The sequence below is a fragment of the Rhizobium sp. P1_E1 genome (genome assembly GCF_056406015.1).
In genome coordinates, this window is record NZ_JBFUAY010000002.1 from 158,645 (window position 1) to 177,861 (window position 19,217).

Annotated in this window: 20 protein-coding genes; 12 read left to right on the forward strand and 8 right to left on the reverse strand. The window is 61.7% G+C overall.

The window, feature by feature from the left end:
- Window positions 1–63: 63 nt before the first annotated feature.
- Window positions 64–942, forward strand: coding sequence for a phosphotransferase family protein (locus AC1D1Z_RS02215; RefSeq protein ID WP_446945500.1), 879 nt, complete (start codon window positions 64–66; stop codon window positions 940–942).
- A 10-nt stretch (window positions 943–952) separates the two neighbouring features.
- Here the strand turns inward: AC1D1Z_RS02215 and AC1D1Z_RS02220 are convergent, their stop codons facing one another.
- Entirely contained in the window at window positions 953–1,741 is a 789-nt protein-coding gene (locus tag AC1D1Z_RS02220; protein WP_446983266.1) for an SDR family oxidoreductase, read from the reverse strand.
- Window positions 1,742–1,992: 251 nt separating this feature from the next.
- Between AC1D1Z_RS02220 and AC1D1Z_RS02225 the strand changes: the two genes are divergently transcribed.
- Together AC1D1Z_RS02225 and AC1D1Z_RS02230 are read left to right on the forward strand one after the other, a co-directional pair.
- Window positions 1,993–3,657: an electron transfer flavoprotein-ubiquinone oxidoreductase gene (locus AC1D1Z_RS02225; RefSeq protein ID WP_446975609.1), complete on the forward strand. Its 1,665-nt coding sequence runs from the start codon at window positions 1,993–1,995 to the stop codon at window positions 3,655–3,657.
- 135 nt (window positions 3,658–3,792) lie between these two features.
- Window positions 3,793–4,407 (forward strand): L,D-transpeptidase, encoded by a 615-nt coding sequence (locus tag AC1D1Z_RS02230; protein WP_017990864.1) that lies wholly within the window; start codon window positions 3,793–3,795, stop codon window positions 4,405–4,407.
- Between the two features lie 97 nt (window positions 4,408–4,504).
- Here the strand turns inward: AC1D1Z_RS02230 and AC1D1Z_RS02235 are convergent, their stop codons facing one another.
- Window positions 4,505–5,410, reverse strand: coding sequence for a DMT family transporter (locus AC1D1Z_RS02235; RefSeq protein ID WP_018516526.1), 906 nt, complete (start codon window positions 5,408–5,410; stop codon window positions 4,505–4,507).
- 96 nt (window positions 5,411–5,506) lie between these two features.
- On the opposite strand from AC1D1Z_RS02235, the gene AC1D1Z_RS02240 reads away from it, so the two are divergent.
- Window positions 5,507–6,028 (forward strand): Lrp/AsnC family transcriptional regulator, encoded by a 522-nt coding sequence (locus AC1D1Z_RS02240; protein WP_026230818.1) that lies wholly within the window; start codon window positions 5,507–5,509, stop codon window positions 6,026–6,028.
- 23 nt (window positions 6,029–6,051) lie between these two features.
- Here AC1D1Z_RS02240 and mgtE read toward each other — a convergent pair whose 3' ends face one another.
- On the reverse strand, window positions 6,052–7,425 hold the full coding sequence (mgtE, locus tag AC1D1Z_RS02245) for a magnesium transporter (protein ID WP_446983267.1): 1,374 nt from the start codon (window positions 7,423–7,425) through the stop codon (window positions 6,052–6,054).
- A 305-nt stretch (window positions 7,426–7,730) separates the two neighbouring features.
- Window positions 7,731–8,744 carry a zinc-binding alcohol dehydrogenase family protein gene (locus AC1D1Z_RS02250; RefSeq protein WP_446981168.1) on the reverse strand — a complete coding sequence of 338 codons (1,014 nt, stop codon included), beginning with the start codon at window positions 8,742–8,744 and terminating at the stop codon, window positions 7,731–7,733.
- A 103-nt stretch (window positions 8,745–8,847) separates the two neighbouring features.
- On the opposite strand from AC1D1Z_RS02250, the gene AC1D1Z_RS02255 reads away from it, so the two are divergent.
- Window positions 8,848–9,252: a winged helix-turn-helix transcriptional regulator gene (locus AC1D1Z_RS02255; RefSeq protein WP_018241335.1), complete on the forward strand. Its 405-nt coding sequence runs from the start codon at window positions 8,848–8,850 to the stop codon at window positions 9,250–9,252.
- Here AC1D1Z_RS02255 and AC1D1Z_RS02260 read toward each other — a convergent pair.
- A complete protein-coding gene (locus tag AC1D1Z_RS02260) occupies window positions 9,211–10,455 on the reverse strand; it encodes an MFS transporter (protein WP_018241336.1) in 1,245 nt (414 codons plus the stop codon). The two genes, AC1D1Z_RS02255 and AC1D1Z_RS02260, sit on opposite strands and share 42 nt — an antisense overlap.
- Window positions 10,456–10,756: 301 nt before the next feature.
- Here AC1D1Z_RS02260 and AC1D1Z_RS02265 point away from each other — a divergent pair, with 301 nt between their 5' ends.
- Complete coding sequence (locus AC1D1Z_RS02265) at window positions 10,757–11,701, forward strand: diacylglycerol/lipid kinase family protein (protein WP_047621471.1); 945 nt, start codon at window positions 10,757–10,759, stop codon at window positions 11,699–11,701.
- Window positions 11,702–11,720: 19 nt separating this feature from the next.
- Here AC1D1Z_RS02265 and AC1D1Z_RS02270 read toward each other — a convergent pair whose 3' ends face one another.
- The 3 genes from AC1D1Z_RS02270 to AC1D1Z_RS02280 are packed head-to-tail and all read right to left on the reverse strand — an operon-like array spanning window position 11,721 to window position 13,869.
- The gene (locus tag AC1D1Z_RS02270; protein ID WP_047621472.1) at window positions 11,721–13,073 is read right to left on the reverse strand and encodes a glutamine synthetase family protein; all 1,353 of its coding nucleotides are present in this window, start codon (window positions 13,071–13,073) and stop codon (window positions 11,721–11,723) included.
- 56 nt (window positions 13,074–13,129) lie between these two features.
- Entirely contained in the window at window positions 13,130–13,300 is a 171-nt protein-coding gene (locus AC1D1Z_RS02275) for a hypothetical protein (RefSeq protein ID WP_317277591.1), read from the reverse strand.
- 38 nt (window positions 13,301–13,338) lie between these two features.
- A complete protein-coding gene (locus AC1D1Z_RS02280; protein WP_047621473.1) occupies window positions 13,339–13,869 on the reverse strand; it encodes an A24 family peptidase in 531 nt (176 codons plus the stop codon).
- Window positions 13,870–14,127: 258 nt separating this feature from the next.
- On the opposite strand from AC1D1Z_RS02280, the gene AC1D1Z_RS02285 reads away from it, so the two are divergent.
- From AC1D1Z_RS02285 to AC1D1Z_RS02310, 6 genes are all read left to right on the forward strand, one after another.
- Window positions 14,128–14,325, forward strand: coding sequence for a Flp family type IVb pilin (locus tag AC1D1Z_RS02285; protein ID WP_018241340.1), 198 nt, complete (start codon window positions 14,128–14,130; stop codon window positions 14,323–14,325).
- 98 nt (window positions 14,326–14,423) lie between these two features.
- A complete protein-coding gene (cpaB, locus tag AC1D1Z_RS02290; protein ID WP_047621474.1) occupies window positions 14,424–15,341 on the forward strand; it encodes a Flp pilus assembly protein CpaB in 918 nt (305 codons plus the stop codon).
- Window positions 15,342–15,396: 55 nt separating this feature from the next.
- Window positions 15,397–16,884 carry a type II and III secretion system protein family protein gene (locus AC1D1Z_RS02295; protein ID WP_047621475.1) on the forward strand — a complete coding sequence of 496 codons (1,488 nt, stop codon included), beginning with the start codon at window positions 15,397–15,399 and terminating at the stop codon, window positions 16,882–16,884.
- Window positions 16,868–17,173, forward strand: coding sequence for a hypothetical protein (locus AC1D1Z_RS02300; protein ID WP_047621631.1), 306 nt, complete (start codon window positions 16,868–16,870; stop codon window positions 17,171–17,173). The genes AC1D1Z_RS02295 and AC1D1Z_RS02300 overlap by 17 nt, the downstream gene beginning before the upstream one ends.
- 93 nt (window positions 17,174–17,266) lie before the next feature.
- Entirely contained in the window at window positions 17,267–18,868 is a 1,602-nt protein-coding gene (locus AC1D1Z_RS02305) for a TadE/TadG family type IV pilus assembly protein (protein ID WP_047621476.1), read from the forward strand.
- A partial coding sequence (locus AC1D1Z_RS02310; protein WP_477849363.1) for a TadE/TadG family type IV pilus assembly protein occupies window positions 18,865–19,217 on the forward strand: 353 nt, incomplete at its 3' end. The genes AC1D1Z_RS02305 and AC1D1Z_RS02310, both read left to right, overlap by 4 nt.

Consider the following 19,217-nt stretch of genomic DNA (forward strand, 5'->3'; position numbering starts at 1 on the left):
ATCCGTGCGCCGTCATTTGCCCGCCGCGAAGAACACGGAAAAAACTAGAGAAGGCAGGTCGTCATGACCGAGTTGGACGCCAGCGAATTTCGTTCTCTCATCATAAGTGTGTTTCCTGAACTCACGGCATCCGTCTTCAAGCTGGCGGCGAAGGGCTGGGATTCGATGGCGGTCGACGTTGACGACACGCTGATCTTCAAGTTTCCTCGCAATCTCGGCGCGGAAAGAGCGCTTCAGAAGGAAGCCGCCTTGCTCGACATCGTTCGGCCGTCGTTGTCGATGGCGGTTCCAGATATGCGCATTCATGACGGGCCGCCGATCTTCTCCAGCCATGCCAAGCTCGACGGCGAACATCTCATCGCCGAAGATTACGATGCGCTTGGCGAAGGCGATCGTCAGCATCTCGCCGAAGATCTCGCCCGCTTTTACGCCGAGTTGCACGTGCTCGATGCCGATCGCCTGCGCTCGGCCGGTGCCGGCGCGATCCAGCCATGGCAATCGCCGGAAGCGGTGCGAACGAGGGCTTTGCCGCTGCTGCCGCCTGACATCAAGAGCTTTGCCCAGGCCATCATTTTCGATTTCGAAGCCTTGCCGCCCGATCCTTACGGCAGCATCTACGGCTTTTTCGATGGTCATGGCTGGAACATGGCCTTCGACCATGCGCAAAAGCGGCTGAATGGCATTTATGATTTTGGCGATTCAGGCTTTGGCCCGTTGCACCAGGAATTCATCTATTCGAACTTCATCTCGCCCGATCTGACCGCCCGCATCGTATCGGCCTATGAAATGCTGACTGGACGCAGGCTCGACCGGCGGCGCATTGCGATCCTGACGGGTTTCCATCGTCTTTCCGAACTCGCCGAATTTGCGGACGATCCGGCTTACGTCGAACAGATGATCCGAAGTGCGGCGACATGGGCGGCGGCGGCCCGCGTCGGCTGAGAGGGAATGGTCAGACGGACCGCGCCGCGCCGCCATCGCAGCGGATGAGCGAGCCTGTGATGTAGCTTGCCGGCTGGCTGCACAGGAAGGCAGCGGTTGCGGCAAATTCCTCGACCCTGCCGTAGCGGCCGACCGGAATGCGCGCTTCCTTGGCGGTACGGATCTCCTCGAGGCTCTTGCCAGTCCGCTTTGCCGCAGCCCCATCGAGATCGTCGAGCCGCGCCGTCAGGATACTACCCGGCAGGAGCAGGTTGGTGGTGACGCCGAAGCTCGCCACTTCGGAGGCAAGCGTCTTGCTCCACCCGGCAAGGGCCGGGCGCAGCGTATTCGACAGCGCCAGATTGGCAATTGGTTCGATCACGCCGGATGAGGCAACCGTGAGGATGCGGCCCCAGCCCTGCGCCTTCATGCCGGGCAGCAGCGCATTGGTGAGCGTGATCACCCGAGCGACCATGGAGAGGAAATAGCTTTCGAGCTTTTCGCCCGTCATGTCCTCCGTCGTGCCGGGCGTCGGTCCGCCGGTATTGTTGACGAGGATATCGAGCCCGCCGAACTTCTCCTTCACCGCCGTCGTCGTCATTTCGACGAAGCGTTCGTCCCCGAGATCGGCCCAGATCCAGTCGGCCCGGCCTTTGCCTTCGCTATTGATCGCCTTGCAATTGGCGTCCAGCTGTTCGCCGCTGCGCCCGCAGAGCAGCACGTTTGCGCCTTCCCGCGCCAGCGCCACGGCGATGCCGAGGCCGAGGCCGCGCGAAGAGGCGAGGACGAGTGCCCGTTTGCCCTTGATGCCGAGATCCATGATTGTCCTCCGAACTGTCTGAGCGATGTATAAGGCGCAAGCAGCGGAAAAGGAAAGGGAATGTGACCGGTTCGACAGCGTTGACAATTGACGTTAACGTAAGCGTTATGTAATTCTGCCTCACGAGACGTCATCATTGTGCGAATTGGAAGATTGGCTGTCGTATCCCGGCTCGACAATGCTTTCTCGTTTTGACAAGAAAGTGCCATGACGGGGATGACGGCCGCGTGCCGCCAAGCGGAGACGAGTGAATGACCGAGACGACTGAGCTGCCCGAACGCGAGAGCATGGAATTCGACGTGGTGATCGTCGGCGCCGGTCCTGCCGGTCTTGCGGCGGCGATCCGGTTGAAGCAGGTCAATCCGGAGCTGTCGGTCGTCGTGCTGGAGAAGGGCGCGGAAGTCGGCGCGCATATCCTCTCGGGCGCCGTGGTCGACCCGATCGGCATCGACCGGCTGTTGCCCGGCTGGCGCGACGAGGCCGATCATCCGTTCAAGACCAAGGTCACATCAGATCACTTCCTGCTGCTYGGTCCGGCCGGCTCTGTTCGCCTGCCGAATGTGCTGATGCCGCCCCTGATGAACAATCACGGCAACTACATCGTCTCGCTTGGCCTCGTCTGTCGCTGGCTGGCGACCAAGGCCGAAGAACTCGGCGTCGAGATCTATCCGGGTTTTGCYGCAGTRGAAGTGCTCTACAATGACGARGGTGCSGTCATCGGGGTCGCCACCGGCGACATGGGCATCGAGAAGAACGGCGAGCCCGGSCCGAACTATACCCGCGGCATGGAACTGCTCGGCAAATATGTGCTGATCGGCGAGGGYGTGCGCGGCTCGCTCGCCAAGCAGCTGATYGCCAAGTTCGATCTGCAGAAAGACCGTGAACCRCAAAARTTCGGCATCGGCATCAAGGAGCTCTGGCAGGTSAAGTCCGAGAACCATCGGCCGGGCCTGGTGCAGCACTCCTTCGGCTGGCCGCTCGGCATGAAGACCGGCGGCGGCTCCTTCCTCTATCACCTGGAAGACAATCTGGTGGCGGTCGGCTTCGTCGTCCACCTCAATTACAAGAACCCCTATCTCTATCCCTTCGAGGAATTCCAGCGCTTCAAGACCCATCCGGCGATCCGCACCACCTTCGAGGGCGGCAAGCGGCTCTCCTATGGGGCGCGTGCCATCACCGAGGGCGGCTACCAGTCGGTGCCGAAGCTTTCCTTCCCCGGCGGCGCGCTGATCGGCTGTTCGGCCGGTCTCGTCAACGTGCCGCGCATCAAGGGCAGCCACAATGCGGTGCTGTCGGGCATGCTGGCGGCCGAGAAGATCGCCGCCGCGATTATATCAGGCCGCAGTCATGACGAAGTGACCGAGATCGAGACTGAATGGCGCAAGGGCGACATCGGCAAGGATTTGAAGCGGGTGCGCAACGTCAAGCCGCTGTGGTCGAAGTTCGGCACCGCACTTGGCGTAGCGCTCGGCGGCTTCGACATGTGGACCAACACGCTGTTCGGCCTTTCCGTCTTCGGCACGTTGAAACATGGCAAGACCGATGCTGAGAGCCTGGAGCCGGCTTCACAGCACAAGCCGATCGCCTATCCGAAACCCGATGGCGTCTTGACCTTCGACCGGCTGTCCTCGGTGTTCCTGTCGAACACCAATCACGAGGAGGACCAGCCGGTGCATCTGCAGGTCAAGGACATGGCGCTGCAGAAGACTTCGGAACACGACATCTATGCCGGCCCATCGACGCGCTACTGTCCGGCCGGCGTTTATGAATGGGTGGAAAAGGATGGCAAGGACGTCTTCGTCATCAACGCCCAGAACTGCGTGCACTGCAAGACCTGCGACATCAAGGACCCCAACCAGAACATCAACTGGGTGCCGCCGCAGGGCGGCGAGGGGCCGGTCTATCCGAACATGTGAGGCGGCTTGTCCTCGCGGCCGACAATTTCACGTGCTGACGCCTTCGTGATCGCCTCCTACCGGAGGCTGTTAGCCGTTCGTTAACCATAATTTCCTTAGCTTGCGACATCGTGTTGACGCACTAAGGACACATTCATGACGATCTCCCGCCGGGGCTTCCTGATCGCCCTGCCGCTTTTCGTGGCCGGCTGCTCTTCGACCGGTCTGAACAGCCAGACCAATTATGCTGCACTTCCGGACGAAAAATTCCCGTTGAAGCAGGTGCCGATCGACAAGATCAAGCCGGAGCTCCGCCGCCAGGAAGTGGCCTACGAAACCACCCATGCTGCCGGCACCGTGATCGTCGATACACCCGCGCGCCGCGCCTATTACGTCCTCGGCGGGGGCAGGGCGATGCGTTATGGTGTCGGTGTCGGTCGCGAGGGGCTGGCCTTTGCAGGTAACGCCTATATCGGCCGCAAGGCCGAGTGGCCGAGCTGGACGCCCACCGAAAACATGCAGCGCCGTGAAGAGCGCTATCGCAAGCTTGCCGGCGGCATGCCGGGCGGCCCGAACAACCCGCTCGGTGCGCGGGCCATGTATCTCTTTCGCGGCGGCAACGATACCCATTTTCGCATTCATGGCACCAACCAGCCGCAATCGATTGGTCTCGCCATGTCGAGCGGCTGTGTCCGCATGATGAACCACGACGTGATCGACCTCTATAGCCGCGTCGAGGTCGGCGCCAGGGTCGTCGTCATCCAGGCCTGACTTGGCCGTTCGAAGCTCGGTAAGGACGCCGTCTCCATTGAAAAAGCCGCCGCAGCGATGGCTGCAGGCGGCTTTCATCTGCCGTTGGTGTTGGATTTCAGCGGCGCGGTGCCGCAATACCAGTCGAAAGCGCCACGCCGATGCCGGTGATCACGGCGGCGCTGATTTCCGTCATGCCGATGGCTTCGCCAAGCAGCAAGCCGCCGCCAAGCGTTGCGAGCACCGGCGTCAGCGCCGTGAAGGCGGCGGCCTGTGTTCCCCCGAGTGTTCTGACGGCGGTGCCGTAGGCGACCATGGCGACGAGGCCGGAAAGAACGCCCTGGCTCAGCACCTGCAGGCTGATCTCCTGAAGAGGAACCTGTGGCAGCGAGATGCCGAAGATGAGGGCGAGCGCGCCCATGATCAGGAAGGACCAGACGGCGATCAAGGCGCTCGCCTGCACGGCGGTCAGGCCCGAGCGGCGGAAGGCATGCGTATAGCTTGCCCATAAAACGGCGCCGGCCGGCAACAGCACGAAGCTCGTCCATGGCAGCGAGGCGTCCGCAAGGCTGCGCGTGAGCAGGATCAGCACGCCGGCGACGATCGCAACGAGCCCAGCGATGCGGGTGCTGTCGGGTCTTTCGCGAAACAGCATAATGCCGATCAGCGCCGCGGCAAGCGGCATGGAGCCGCCGAGCAGGATCCCTGAGGAGGCGGCCGGCGTCGAGTGGATTGCCAGCGTCGTCAGCAGGAAGAAGACGGCGCCGGAGCCTGACACCATGATTGCCAGCAGGTGAAGTGGCAGGGCCTTCGGCAGCAGCCCCGTCTTCAGCCAGACGGGTGAAAGCACCAGCGCCGGAATTCCGAAGCGGATCAGCCCGATGTCGATCGAGCCGAGCGGCGTTGCTGCGCTGTGGCGGGTGACAAGAAACCATGTCGCCCAGATCAGCACGGTAATAGTGCCGCCGGCATAACCCAGTACCTGCGACGGCGACTTGTCGTTCGTGAAAGCAATGGTGGTCATCGTCCTGTCCTTTCTTTCATCCGGAGCCTGTCCGGTTGAAGAGAAGACTAGCGCCAGAGGTCAGGGCATGTCCTTGCTATCTCTAGCTCAAAAATCATGTTATGCGCAATCTTCTGCCAATTGATGCCAGCAGGGATCACGAAAATGCCAAATCTCGATAAATTCGATATCGCCATCCTGAAGTGCCTGCAGGAGGATGCGCGGGCCACCAATGTCGAGATAGCCGAGAAGGTGAACCTTTCGCCGTCGCCCTGCCTGCGCCGCATCCGCAATCTCGAACGGTCCGGGATCATCCGCGGTTACACGGCGGATATCGATCGCAAGGAGGTCGGTCTCGGCCTCACCGTCTTCGTCGAATTCAAGGTCGTCCAGCACAGCCGCGAAAATTCCGAGGCGCAGCAGAAGGCGCTACTCGCCATCCCCGAGATCGTCTCCTGCTTCCTGATTTCAGGCACGGCCGATTTCCTTGCCGAAGTGGTGGTGGAGGATCTCGCCGCCTACGAACGGCTTCTGACCGAAACGCTGTTGACCTTGCCGAATGTCAGCGACATCCGCTCGAATTTCGCCATCCGCAGCATCAAGACGCACGGGCCGCTGAAACTGCCCGAGGGAAAATAATTCCCCTCGGGCATGCTTGCAGGTTAGAGCAGCGTCCCGCTGAGGATGAGCAGCGCCACGGAGAAGTAGATGACGAGCCCGGTGACATCGACCAGCGTGGCGACGAAGGGGGCCGAGGCGCTGGCCGGATCGAGCCGGAGCTTCTGCAGCAAGAAGGGCAGCATCGAGCCGCAGATCGAGCCGAAGGTGACGATCCCGATCAGGGCGGCAAACACCGTGACGGCGACCATCTGCCAATGCGGGCCGTAATCGTAGAGCCCGGCCGACTGCCAGAAGACGATGCGGACGAAGCCGACGAGGCCAAGGATCGCGCCGAGCACGACGCCGGTCGGCAGTTCGCGCAAAAGCACCTTCCACCAGTCCGAAAGCTTCAGCTCGCCGAGCGCCAGCGCCCGGATGATCAGCGAGGTTGCCTGTGAACCGGAATTGCCGCCCGAGCTCATGATCAGCGGGATGAACAACGTCAGCACCACGGCCTTTTCCAGCTCGCCTTCGAAATGCTGCATGGCGCTTGCCGTCAGCATCTCGCCGAGGAACAGGGCCGCGAGCCAGCCGGCGCGCTTGCGGATCATGCCAGCGAAGCTGATCTTCATGTAGGGCTGGCCGAGCGCCTCCATGCCGCCGAACCTCTGGGCCGCTTCCGTCGTGTCCGATATCATCGTGTCGATCACGTCGTCGACGGTGACGATGCCGAGCATCTGCCCATGTTCGTCGGTCACCGGCAGCGCGAGCAGGTCGTGCTTGCGGATCAGCCGGGCGACATCCTCCTGCTTCATCAGCGGATCCGCCGATACCGGCGCGCCCTTCTGTGCCACCGAGAGGATTGAAGCGTCCGGCTCGCCGGTGATGAGGCGACGCAGCGTCACCACATGCAGCAGCGCATGGCTGACCTCGTCCAGCACATAGATGGCGTAGACGGTCTCGCGCGAACGTTCGACCTGGCGCACATGGTCGAGTGTGCGGGCGACGGTCCAGCTATCAGGCACGCTGACGAACTCCGTCGTCATGATGCCGCCGGCCGTGCGCGGCGGATAGCCCATCAAGTGCTGGATCGCGATGCGCACCGGTTCGTCGAGGCTGGAGAACAGCCGGGCGCGAGTCTCGCCGTCGAGTTCAAGCAGCACGTCGGCGACGCGGTCGTTGGACATGCCGTGCAACAGCCGTGCGGCGTCCTCGGCGCTGATCAGCGCAAGAATCTGTGCGGCGTTGCGAAGCTCCGGCCGGTCGAGAATGTTGACCGCATAGTCGAGCGGCATGCCGCATAGAACACGCCCGGCGTCCTGGATGCTCAGCGCGTTCAACGCTTCGACGCGTTCGGCGATCGTTGCGCCGCGGCTGTTGTTGATGAAGGCACGGGCGGCATGGCCTGCCCGAAGAGGGAAGCGACTGATATTCATTTGAGGCTCGCCTTTCCGTCGATCCGCCGTAGCGTCCGATCGGGCGAGCCGACAGGAGTCGGTCAGCGCACGAGGGTCGCGTACGGCAAGGGCAATCGACTGCTACTGTCGCTTGGCATCGTTATGATGGCTCCGTTGAAATCCGTGGCTGACGAGTGTCGTCCACGTGAGTGCTAGGTGGTCCCGAACGCGGAAAAAGTCAAGCGGGGTAAATGCTTAACGCCAGAATGTCGCACCCTGCGATGCGGCATTCCAGGCGGGTTTATACGACCTTGCGGGAAATGCCGGGCCTGCTGGCTAGAATCTCAGAATCCTGCAAGCACAGCCTTGCCCTTCATCCTGCCGCTTTCGACCATGGCATGCGCCGTCTTGAGGTTTGCCGCATTGATTGGCCCGACGATCTCTGAAAGCGTCGTGCGGATCTTTCCGCCGTCGACGAGCTCGGAAACCCTGTTCAACAGCTTGTGCTGCTCGATCATGTCAGGCGTGCCGTAGAGCGGGCGGGTGAACATCAACTCCCAATGAACTGAGACGGCCTTTCGTTTGAAGGGCACGATGTCGAGCGTCTTCGGATCGTCGATCAATGCAAAGCGGCCCTGCGGCGCAATCGCTTCGACGATGCCGCCAATATGGCTGTCGGTATTGGTGGTCGAGAATATGAATCCCGGCGCGCCGATGCCGAGCGCTGCCACCTGCGGCGCGATCGGTTTGGAATGGTCGACGACGTGATGCGCGCCGAGTTCCTTCACCCAGTCCTGCGTCTCCGGCCGCGAGGCCGTGGCGATCACCGTCAGATCGGTCAATGCTCGGGCGATCTGAATGGCGATCGAGCCGACGCCGCCAGCGCCGCCGATGATCAGGATGGAGCGTCCCGCTCCTGAAACCGCGTCCTGCACCTTCAGCCGGTCGAACAGCGCCTCGTAGGCCGTAATCGAGGTCAGCGGCAGGGCGGCCGCAGCAGCGAAATCAAGGCTTTTCGGTTTGGTGCCGACGATGCGCTCGTCGACGAGATGGAATTCGGCATTGCTGCCCGGGCGGCTGATGACCCCGGAGTAGAACACCTCGTCGCCGGGGCTGAACAGGGTGACATCAGTGCCGATGGCCTTGACGATGCCGGCGGCATCCCAGCCGAGCACCCTGAGCTCGTCCGCGGGAGGTGCGGAATGGGCGCGCACCTTCACGTCGACGGGATTGACCGAAACGGCTTTGATTTCGACGAGCAGATCGTGGCCCCTAGCCTCCGGCATCGGCAGCTCGACATCGATCAGCGAGGTCTCGGCGGAGATCGGTTGGGGCGTTTTATAGGCGACGGCGCGCATGGGAAACTCCTGTGTTCGTTGCACGGAAGCTAGATGCGCACTATGGTCTGACAACGCAAGAATGCACAAATTCTGTACGTAGTACCCAAAAGGATACTGTAAAATGTCATTGCCGCGCGCCAAGCTCGTCAAGAATTTCCCCGGCTGCCCGGTCGAAGCGACGCTGACTTACCTCGACGGGAAGTGGAAGGGCGTCATCCTCTTTCATCTGATGGAAGGAACCCTGCGCTTCAATGAATTGCGGCGTAAGCTGCCGGCCGTGACCCAGCGCATGCTGACCAAGCAACTGCGTGAATTGGAAGAGTCCGGTCTGGTATCACGCACCGTCTATCCGGTCGTGCCGCCGAGGGTGGAATATGCAATGACGCCGCTCGGCATGACGCTGAAGCCTGTCATCCAGGCGTTGGCCGCCTGGGGTGACGATTATGTCTTCTGCAGCCCGGAAGGCCGCGAGCTGCGCTTGGCCTCAGACGGCCTGCGCGCTCCGGTCGCGGCGCTCGAGGCGTAGCGAGGCTGCAAAGACGAAGAGGCCGAGAAAGGATAGCACCGCACCGACATAGCCGGTCGCCGCAAAACCGTAGCCCGCGGCGATGACGAGACCGCCGAGCCAGGCGCCGATCGCATTGGCGATGTTGAAGGCGGAATGGTTGGAAGCTGCCGCTAACGTCTGCGCATCGGCGGCGACATCCATCAGCCGCGTCTGCAGCGCCGGACCGGCGGCAAAACCGCAACCGACGAGGAAGACGCAAAGGCCGAGCATATAGGGGTTGGCGGCGGTCAGCGAGAAGGTGGTCAGCACGACGACATTATAGATGAGCGACCCGCCGATCGTGCCGAGCAGCGATTTGTCGGCGAGCCACGAGCCGATGAAATTGCCCGCATTCATGCCGACGCCGAAAAGGACCAGCATGATCGGAACGGCTGTTTCCGGCAGCATAGCCACCTCAGTCGTCGTCGAGGCGATATAGCTGAACATCGCGAACATGCCGCCGTAACCGACGGCGGCGATGCCGAGCGTCAGCCACACCTGCGGCCGGCGGAAGGCGCCGAGTTCGCGCAGGAAGCCAGCTTCCTCGGAAACCCTGTCCTTCGGAACGTAGAACCAGATCAGAGCCACCGTCAGCAGGCCGAGCACGCCGACCGAGAAAAACGCCACCTGCCAGTCGAGCGACTGGCCGAAGAATGTCGTCAACGGCGTGCCGAGAAGTGTCGCAACGGTCAGGCCGAGCATGACGCGGCCAACGGCACGGGCGCGGCGATGCACCGGCACCATCGAGGCGGCGACAAGGGCCGCGACGCCGAAATAGGCGCCGTGCGGCAGGCCGCTGACGAAGCGCAGCAGCGTGAAGCTTTCGAAGGTCGGCGCCATGGCGCTTGATATGTTGCCGGCGGCAAAGATCAGCATCAGCGTCAAAAGCAGGGTGCGGCGCGCCATCTTCGCGGCGAGCACGGCAATGACGGGTGCGCCGACGACGACGCCGAGCGCATAGGCGCTGATGACGTAGCCGGCTTGTGGCGTCGTGACTGAGAAGGTGTCGGCGACATTGGGCAGCAGCCCCATGATCGCGAATTCGCCGGTGCCGATGCCGAAGCCGCCGCAGGCCAGCGCCAGTTGGACCAGCGCCACGGTCATTGCCGACGGCAGCTCTTCATCCTGGCTATCAATGGAGTCCCGACTATCGACTGAAATATTGGCGGCAATCTCACTCACGAGAGCTCCTCGAGGCGGTTTCTGCTTGGCAATGGCCCCTGACGCAGGCGCGGCCGCGAGCCGATCGGTGGAAATGGCGGGAGGTGGAGACGAGGTCTCCAATACGCCATCTATCCGTGACCTCTCGGCCGCCGTCGAGTGCATTTTTTGCAGTGCAGCGTCCTGCTATGTGCATACGTCTATTGCAATTTTTGCATTTCTGTCCTTTCTCCGGAAAGATGGCTGCGCTTGAAATCGCCGATACTGCAACCATCTCAAGGGCAAGGCAGGAGCATTTTCCGCGCCAGAGACGGGAGCTCTCATGAAGCTTGTAGGCTTTTTCAATCGCGACGGCGGTACCTTCAAGACCACCGACATGCTGGCCTATGAGAAGAGGGCGGAAGCGGCTTTCCGCGAAGCGGGACACGATTTCGACGCCATCGTCTTCTCAGGAAAGGAAATCATTCCCGCCATGGAGCGGGCGGCCAAGCGCGATGATATCGACGGTATCGTCGCCGGCGGTGGCGACGGCACGATTTCGGCAGCGGCATCGATCGCCTGGAAAAACGGAATTGCGCTCGGCGTCGTGCCCGCCGGCACGATGAACCTCTTTGCCCGCTCGCTGCGGGTGCCGCTCGATATCTGGCAGGCGCTTGATGTGCTTGCTTCCGGCGAGGTCGACAATGTCGATATCGCCAGCGCCAACGGCCGTCCCTTCATCCACCAGTTTTCCGCCGGCCTGCATGCCCGCATGGTGCGCTACCGCAACGCCTACAGCTATCGTTCCCGGCTGGGCAAGATCCGGGCAAGCACGAAGGCGGCTTTGGGTGTTATCTTCAACCCGCCGGAATTCGAGGTCGAGTTCGAGGCGGCCGGCATGCGGGAGCGCCGCAGGGTGTCGGCGATCTCGGTCTCCAACAATCCCTTCGGTGAGAATGCGCTGCTCTACGCCGATAATTTGACAAGCGGCGAACTCGGCTTCTACACGGCAAATCCGCTGAAGCCTCTGGGTGTCGCCCGACTCGCCGTCGACATGCTGCGCGGCAAGGTCCGCGAGAATGCCGATGTCATGGTGCTGCACCCGGCCGAAGTGCACCTGCATTTCCCCAAACTGCGCTTCAAGGCCAATTGCGTCATGGACGGCGAGTTGCTGCCGCTCCAACGCGACGTCTCGATCCGGCTGCATCCAGGCGAATTGAAGGTTCTCGTCAAGCAGGGTCTAGCCGCCCAGGTGGACGCCAGCGAACGCCGCGAGCCTGCTGCGTAACTCGGCCGCGACAGAGGCTTCAGAACCGCGGCAGATAAGTGCGGTAGTCGAAATCCGAAACGGTGCGCAGATGCGCAAGCGCTTCCTTGCGCTTGGTGTCGCCATAGAGCGCCTGGTAACGTGGGCCGAAGATATCGGCGATGAAAGGCGAGGTGCGGAAGGTCTCGACGGCGCTGAGGAAATCATGCGTCAGTCGCGTCGAATTCACCGGCGTGTGCGAGGGCGTCGTCTCTTCGCCGGGGTCGAGTTCGCCATCGAGACCGGTGAGCATGCCGCCAAGGATTGCGGCGAGCAGCAGATAGGGATTGGCATCGGCGCCGGCGACGCGGTGTTCGATGCGTGCGGCCGGCCCATCCTTGTCGGGTATGCGGATCGCCGTGCCGCGATGACCGCTGCCCCAGGTCAGATCGACAGGCGCAAACGAGCCCGGCTGGAAGCGTCGGTAGGAATTGGCGAAGGGAGCGAAGATCAGTTGCGCCTCGCGCATGGTGTTAAGTAGGCCCGCTGTCACCGATTTGAGCCGCTTCGGCTCGCCGCCCTTGGCGTCGAGGATGTTGCGGCCTTGCCGGTCGATGATGCTCGCATGCACATGCAGGCCGGAGCCGGCATGGTCGGAATAGGGCTTGGCCATGCAGGTCGATTTCAACCCGTGGCGGCGCGCCGCCTGTTCGGCGATGCGCTTGAGATAGAGGCAATCATCGGCGGCTGCCAGCGCGTCGGCGCGGTGCAGCAGGTTGACCTCAAACTGGCCCGGACCGAATTCCGCCGTCGTCGCATCCGCCGGCAGCCCCTGTGCGCTCGCATAGGCCCTCAGCGTCCTGAGATAGCCGTCGAGCGCATCGACAGCGCTCATGTCGTAGAGCTGGAAACCGTTTGGTTCGCCGCGATAAGTAAGACTTTCGGGCGGGGAAGGGCGTCCGGTCTCGCGCCAGTCTCCCGACATCACGTAGAATTCCAGCTCGGTTGCCACAACAGGCGTGAGGCCGCGCGTGGCATAGCGCTCCAGCACTGCGGCGAGGATGGCGCGCGGATCCATGAAGCTCGGGCTGCCGTCGAATTCGTGCATGGTGGCGAGCACCTGCATCGAGCCCTCCGGCGCCCAGGGCATCGGCGCCAGGCTGCGCCGGTCGGCAACGACCATGCCGTCGGGATCGCCGATCGTCAGCGACAGGCCGGTGATGTCGTCATTGTCGTCGCCCCAGATGTCGAGCGATTGCGTCGACGTCGGCAGGCGGATCTCGCCGGCCCAGACCTTACCTTGTGCGTCGAGCGGAAGCTGCTTGCCGCGCAGGTCGCCGTTCATGCCGACGATCAGGACCTCGAAACGCGGGTCGTCGCCATCGGTCTTGCCGTTCATCCTRTCGCTCGCCATGACCTTGAAAATCCTCCGGGGCAAGGCCAAGCTCCTATCCCATCGATAGAGGCCTTTCAATCCGCGGGGCTCTTTTCCCAGTCATGCCCGACACTTGCCCCCCCTCCAACCTTGCCGCGATCGACGCCGCGCACCATCTGCATCCCTTCGCGGACATCAGGAAGCTGAATGCCTATTGGCCAGAGATCGACCGCATCTGCAAGGCGCGCAACATCCTGCTTTGGCAATGGGGCTCTTGCGAGAAAGCAGCTATGTCGATGCTGGGTCAACGTAGCTGCTGTCGGATAATGGGCAAAGCCAAGGTGAGGAGCGCGGCGAAAACCATGACGACGCCATAAGGTACCTTCCGGCTCGCCCGGATTTCCTCGACGCGCATGAAAAAGGCGAGATGTGCGACGGGCAGCGGCACCGGCAGCCGCAGGACCAGGAGCGTCACGATGCCGAGGACGAGGAGCAAAAACGAAAACGGCAGCATTCCGTGCCATCCGATAAAAAGGCCGATCGGCAGGAAAAGCTTGGCGTCTCCTGCGCCAAACAGCCGGAACGCCCAGAGCGCCACCCCAAGGGCGAACATCAGCAGACCGGCTCCGACGTCGCCGCCAATTCCGCTCGAAGCAAACAGCGCAGCGCCGACATCCTGTGAGCCAAGGATCACGGCGATCGTGCGCAATGCATAAAATGCAACGAGCGCGAGCACGATCGTATTGGGGATCTTCCATGTGCGGAAATCGGTCCAGGCGGCGTAGAGAAAAAGAAATACCGAAAGCGAACTAATAACATCGATCATTTGCGGCATGGTATTCACCCTTTTGGGCTATTATAGCCTGATTTGCAAGTTGCTCTACAGTAAATCAAGACGACTGAGGCAGTTTTTACGAATGGGCACCGGGACTTTGGTCTTAACCATAAAGTATAGATGTCGAGAGCTTGCGTATAAAACGATTGACTAAATTAGAGTTAAGAGATTATTAATGGTCCCAGTCGAAGAGGCGGTCTCGACGACAGGGCGGCCGGGGGGAATACGGCGCACAACTTATCTGGGAGGAAATTCTCGATGAAAGCCTTTGTAAATAGCGTACGCGCTTTCGCGCGGGAAGAAGACGGCGTCGCACTCACTGAATACCTCATTCTGCTTGCCTTGCTGGTTGGTGGCGTGATCACGGCGGTGACATTGGCCGGCACCAATCTGGCTACCGTTTGGAACGGCTGGGCAGGCTGGTTTACGACCAACCTGACCGCCCCAGCCGCCTGATATTGGCGTTCGAAAAAGCGAGGGGTTTTATTAACCCCTCTCTTCTAAATTAGCATCAATGAATGGATGCGCTCCGTCCAGTGTAGCGAGTAACCGCGATGCGTTCCTCAACGATTTTAAGTCTCGTTATTGCGTTTGTGCTCGCAGCAGCAGCCGTGTTCGGCATGCGCGAGTATCTCTCCGATCAGAAGGCCCTGCTGCTGGCGATGAACGGCATGAAGGCCGAGGAAAGAACACTCGTTGTCGCCGACAAGCCAATGCGCTTCGGTGACCGGATCCGATCCGAAAATCTCAGGGCCATTCCGTGGCCCTCGAATGAAACGCCCGCAGGCTCGTTCGTCAGCATCGAGGCGGTCGTTGGCAGCGATGCCCAGCCCCGCTATGCCATGGCGGCGATCGACCCCGGCGAGCCGGTGCTATCCTCGAAAATCACTGGTGCCGGCGAACGCGCCACGCTGTCGGCGGCGCTCGACCAGGGCATGAAGGCGGTTTCCATCCGCGTCAACGACGTGCTCGGCGTTGCCGGCTTCGTCAGGCCTTCCGATCGCGTCGACGTGCTTCTGACACGGGTCGTGCGCGGGCCGGCGGGCAACGATCAGAGCTTGGTTGATGTGCTGCTGCAAGGCGTCAAGGTGCTGGCGGTGGACCAGACGGCAGACGAGCGCAAGGACGAGCCATCCGTCGTGAAAACCGTGACCTTTGAGGTCACGACCGATGAGGCGCAGCGCCTTACCCTCGGCTCCAGTATCGGCACGCTGTCGCTGGCGCTTCGCAATATTGCCTCTTCTTCCATCGAGCAAACCCGGCAGATCACCGTCGCCGACCTCGGTGGCGGGGCGATGGCGGCGGAGCTCGGCAATGATCTGGAAAAGAATAAGTTGCCAGAACCTGAAAAACAAGTGCAGATTGTGGAGCCAAAGGTTGAGCCGGTGTTGTCGGTCGAGCCGAAGTGGGTAACAGTGGGGGTCTGGAACACGACGAAGCGCGAGGAGCACCGAGTCGGCCTGGTCCAGTGATGTTTATGCGGCCTGCCGCAGGTGCGGCCAGCCGAAGGAGGGGGCTAAAGCAGGCATGGCGAACGGTAAGAGACGAATCGCAAGGACGAAAAGCCTTGCGGCACTGGCGGCAGTGTTTTCGGCCTGTGTGTGTTTAGGGCCCGGATTTGCCGGCTGCGCCAACGCACAGGAAAAGTCGGTCACGCTCGGCAAATCGGTCCAGCGTGTGACGTTGCCTCCGAACGCGACGCTGACGCTCAATACCGGCCAGCCCTTCGGCGATCTGGTCATCGGCAGCGCCGATATGATCGACGTGGTGCCGCTCTCCGACCGGTCGCTGTTCATTCGCGGCAAGCAGATCGGCGCCACCAATATCTCGGTCTATGGCGACGACAAGTCGCTTCTCGGTGTCATCGACATCCGCGTTGCCAGCGATTTCACCGAAGTCGCCGCCGCCATTCGGTCTGCCGCGCCCTCGGCCCGGGTTACCGTGGTCAACTCCAACAATCGCATTCGCCTGACAGGCATGGTCCGTGACGGCGTTGAATTGCAGCGGGTGATGGAAGTCGCCCAGTCCTATTCCGACCAACCGGTGCTGAACCAGTTGCGCGTCAGCGACAGCCAGCAGGTGATGCTGGAGGTCCGTATCATTGAAGCCTCACGCACGACGGGTCGTGACCTCGGGATCGGTTGGTCCGGGCACGGCAACAACGGCATCGGCAAGGCAACGACCAGCCAGGGTATCACCGTGAATGATGACGGCAGCCTGGCCCGTAGCCTCCTTGACCCCAAGGGTGCGGCAACGGGTATGCTGCCCTTCGGCCAGTTGATCGCCAAGGTGCTGGAAATCTCCGGCGGCCGCATCGACGTGGTCATCAATGCGCTCGAGCAGAAGGGATTGGTGCGTCGTCTGGCTCAGCCGAACCTTATCGCCATGAGCGGCTCGACCGCCAGCTTCCATGCCGGCGGTGAAGTGCCGATCCTGAAGACGACGAACAACGGCACGACAGTCGCCACCGAGACGGACTATCGCCCCTTTGGTGTGCGGCTGACCTTCAAGCCGGTGGTGCTTGACGACGGCGTCATCAATCTGGAGATCGAGCCTGAGGTTTCCGAGCTTGATCCGTCGATCAGCGTCAACGGCAATCCGGGTTTCATCTCACGCGCTGCCAGCACGACGGTAGCGCTTCGTGACGGCCAGAGCTTTGCCATGGCGGGCCTGCTGCAGTCGATCAATGCCAAAGATATCCAGCAACTGCCGGGCCTCGGGAAGATACCGATCCTCGGCGCACTGTTCCGTTCGACGAGTTTCCAGAAGAAGGAATCCGACCTCGTTATCGTCGTCACCCCGCACATTGTGCGACCGGCCCGCCCGGGTGAGGACCTCTACAGTCCGCTCGATCAGACGCGCTCGTCCAATGACGTCGAACTTTTCGCGCTCGGTGTCTTGGAAGTCGACAAGGACATGCTCCGACGCTTTCGCAATGGCGTCGGCGTGACTGGGCCCTATGGCCATCGTCTCGACCTGAACCAGGGAGGCCAAGTTGTTGTTACAAAACGCTAAGCGCGTCCTTTTCGTCCTTGCAGCCGCCGGCCTTGCTTCCGGTTGCGCCGACTACATGAACCATCGCGACTCGATCACCTTCGGGCTCGGGAATGCTGTGGAAGCAAACAAGGCCATCCATATCGAGGACCCGTTCCCGCCGGAAGCCCAGCGAACCCGAATCGCAAGCGACGGCAAGGTGATCCGCAGGGTGGTCACGCAGTACCAGAACGGCGGGATGGGCGTTGTTCCGCCGTCGCCGGCCATGGGGGCTAATGGGGCGTCCAGTGTGGCCACCGTTAGCCAATAGCTGGCGAAAGGCATGAACGGCGGTAGCGCGCCGGAAGGGAAAATGCACGAAACAGGGTCGTCACGGCGATAGCGCCGTGATGGGGGTATGCCAATGCTGAGCAGGGTTGTCAGACGGTTCTGGAACGATCATCGTGGCTATGTTATCGCCTTGACGCTCATCGCCATGCCTATGCTTCTCGGCTTTTCGCTGCTGATCATCGACGTCGGCCGCAGCAGCAACCTGCATACCGATCTCCAGAACGCGGTCGATGCGATGGCGTTGGCCGGAGCCCGCGAACTCGATGGCCGCGATGATGCCATTTCGAGGGCGCAGACGTCGATCGAGAAAATCGCCAATAGCGCGGCTTTTTCCGGGGGCGGGGCCGGCATGTCGCTTGGCTCGCATATTACCGTGGCCTACCACGCCGGCAACGATGCCGGAAGCACTGTCACCGTGCTTTTTCTGAAGAGCATCCCGGCCAACGACGACACGCCCATCCCGTCTTCGATGCAAACGACCACGGCCAGCGAAGCGTCCTACGCCTGGGTCATCGCCAAGCCGCAGGCGATGCAGACGATCTTTCCGATCCCCGTTGGCTTCACCCGCAATACGATCAACATCGCTGCCGATGCTGTGGCCGTATACCATGCCAGCGCCTGTGACATCACGCCGCTCTTCATCTGCAATCCCTACGAGCCGGCCGGCAATACGAGCCCGGCCGCCAACGAACAGGCGGCGGCGGATCTCCACACCAACTTCGCGGCCGGCAATCTCTACGGCCGGCAGATCGAAATGAACAGCACGTCTTCGTCCAATCCCGGGCCTGGTAATTTCGGGTTCCTGCGGACACCGCTGGGCAATGGCGCAAACGTGCTGGCGGAGGCTCTCGCCACCGGCAATCCGGGAGCCTGCTATACGCAGGACAGCCTGGATACCAAGACGGGTGCCGTCGCCGGGCCTGTGGAGGCTGGCGTCAATACGCGCTTCGGCATTTATGAGGGGTCGTTCAAGGGCTCGCGCAATGACGGCCGCTATCGCCCGGCCCAGAACGTGCGCTCCGCACAAAAGCAAACGGGACAGAACGGCTGCAAGGATTACGACCCGGCAATGGTCGGCAGCGCGGTCGGTGATGTCACCAAGGCGGTGCCGTTGGGCTACGGTTCAGCCATGAGCACGCTTGGCGGCGGCAAGATCAGCAGCAGCAACAATTGGAACTACGCAAACTACTGGAGCGTCGCACAGGGCGGGACGCCGCCGTCGGTCAGCGCCATTCTCAGCAATCATTCCAGCTATCCGCCGACAGCCACCGGAACACCGAGCCGGCCCTCCGCCTACGATGTCTATCGTTACGAACTCAACACCCCGGCGCTACTCAACCATGCCTCGGCGAACGGCGAGGTCGGCAATCCGACGACAGGCGGCGGCCAGTGCTATTCGGGACCTTCCCTTTCGAACTACACGGCGGACGAGTATGGCGATCGTCGTGAGATCTTCGCCGCGATCGTCAATTGCGGCTACGAAGCATCGATCGGCCATCTGAACGGTCAGAAGCAGACGCAGGCGGTTGCCTTCGCCCGCATGTTCATGACCAAACCGGCGATCAAGGCCGGCAGCGAACGCTATCTGTCGCTCGAAGTGATCGACATCAGCGGCAAGGGTGGACGGGGCACACTCGAAGATTTCCTCCGGGAAGAAGCGGAGCTGGTCAGATGATGGCGCTCCGCAACTTTATCAGGCATCGGCTTTGCCCCGGCTTCTGGCGGCGGGAGGAAGGCGCGGTGCTTGCCGAAGCGCTGCTCGCCATCCCCTTTGTGACGCTCTTTGCGGCGGGGATACTGGAGTTTGGCAGCATCTTCTGGGAGCGTATGCAGATCGACGCAGGCTTGCGCGATGCGGGGCGCTACCTCTCGCGATGCCGGCCGGTGTCGGGAACCTATGTGCCGACATGCAATCAGGCGACTGCGAAGACGATCGCCTTTTACGGAACGCAAACACCTGCGGCAAACGCTAAACCCCGTGTCCCCGGCTGGAAGGACGCTGCCGACATTACCATCACTGCACC

Excerpts from the sequence above, each read along its gene's own strand:
- cpaB (WP_047621474.1), top strand. The coding sequence starts at position 14,424 with ATGCGTTCCTCAACGATTTTAAGTCTCGTTATTGCGTTTGTGCTCGCA.
- AC1D1Z_RS02215 (WP_446945500.1), top strand. The coding sequence starts at position 64 with ATGACCGAGTTGGACGCCAGCGAATTTCGTTCTCTCATCATAAGTGTG.
- AC1D1Z_RS02285 (WP_018241340.1), top strand. The coding sequence starts at position 14,128 with ATGAAAGCCTTTGTAAATAGCGTACGCGCTTTCGCGCGGGAAGAAGAC.
- AC1D1Z_RS02230 (WP_017990864.1), top strand. The coding sequence starts at position 3,793 with ATGACGATCTCCCGCCGGGGCTTCCTGATCGCCCTGCCGCTTTTCGTG.
- AC1D1Z_RS02295 (WP_047621475.1), top strand. The coding sequence starts at position 15,397 with ATGGCGAACGGTAAGAGACGAATCGCAAGGACGAAAAGCCTTGCGGCA.
- AC1D1Z_RS02280 (WP_047621473.1), bottom strand. The coding sequence starts at position 13,869 with ATGCCGCAAATGATCGATGTTATTAGTTCGCTTTCGGTATTTCTTTTT.
- AC1D1Z_RS02265 (WP_047621471.1), top strand. The coding sequence starts at position 10,757 with ATGAAGCTTGTAGGCTTTTTCAATCGCGACGGCGGTACCTTCAAGACC.
- mgtE (WP_446983267.1), bottom strand. The coding sequence starts at position 7,425 with ATGAATATCAGTCGCTTCCCTCTTCGGGCAGGCCATGCCGCCCGTGCC.
- AC1D1Z_RS02305 (WP_047621476.1), top strand. The coding sequence starts at position 17,267 with ATGCTGAGCAGGGTTGTCAGACGGTTCTGGAACGATCATCGTGGCTAT.
- AC1D1Z_RS02240 (WP_026230818.1), top strand. The coding sequence starts at position 5,507 with ATGTTATGCGCAATCTTCTGCCAATTGATGCCAGCAGGGATCACGAAA.
- AC1D1Z_RS02235 (WP_018516526.1), bottom strand. The coding sequence starts at position 5,410 with ATGACCACCATTGCTTTCACGAACGACAAGTCGCCGTCGCAGGTACTG.
- AC1D1Z_RS02255 (WP_018241335.1), top strand. The coding sequence starts at position 8,848 with ATGTCATTGCCGCGCGCCAAGCTCGTCAAGAATTTCCCCGGCTGCCCG.
- AC1D1Z_RS02220 (WP_446983266.1), bottom strand. The coding sequence starts at position 1,741 with ATGGATCTCGGCATCAAGGGCAAACGGGCACTCGTCCTCGCCTCTTCG.
- AC1D1Z_RS02250 (WP_446981168.1), bottom strand. The coding sequence starts at position 8,744 with ATGCGCGCCGTCGCCTATAAAACGCCCCAACCGATCTCCGCCGAGACC.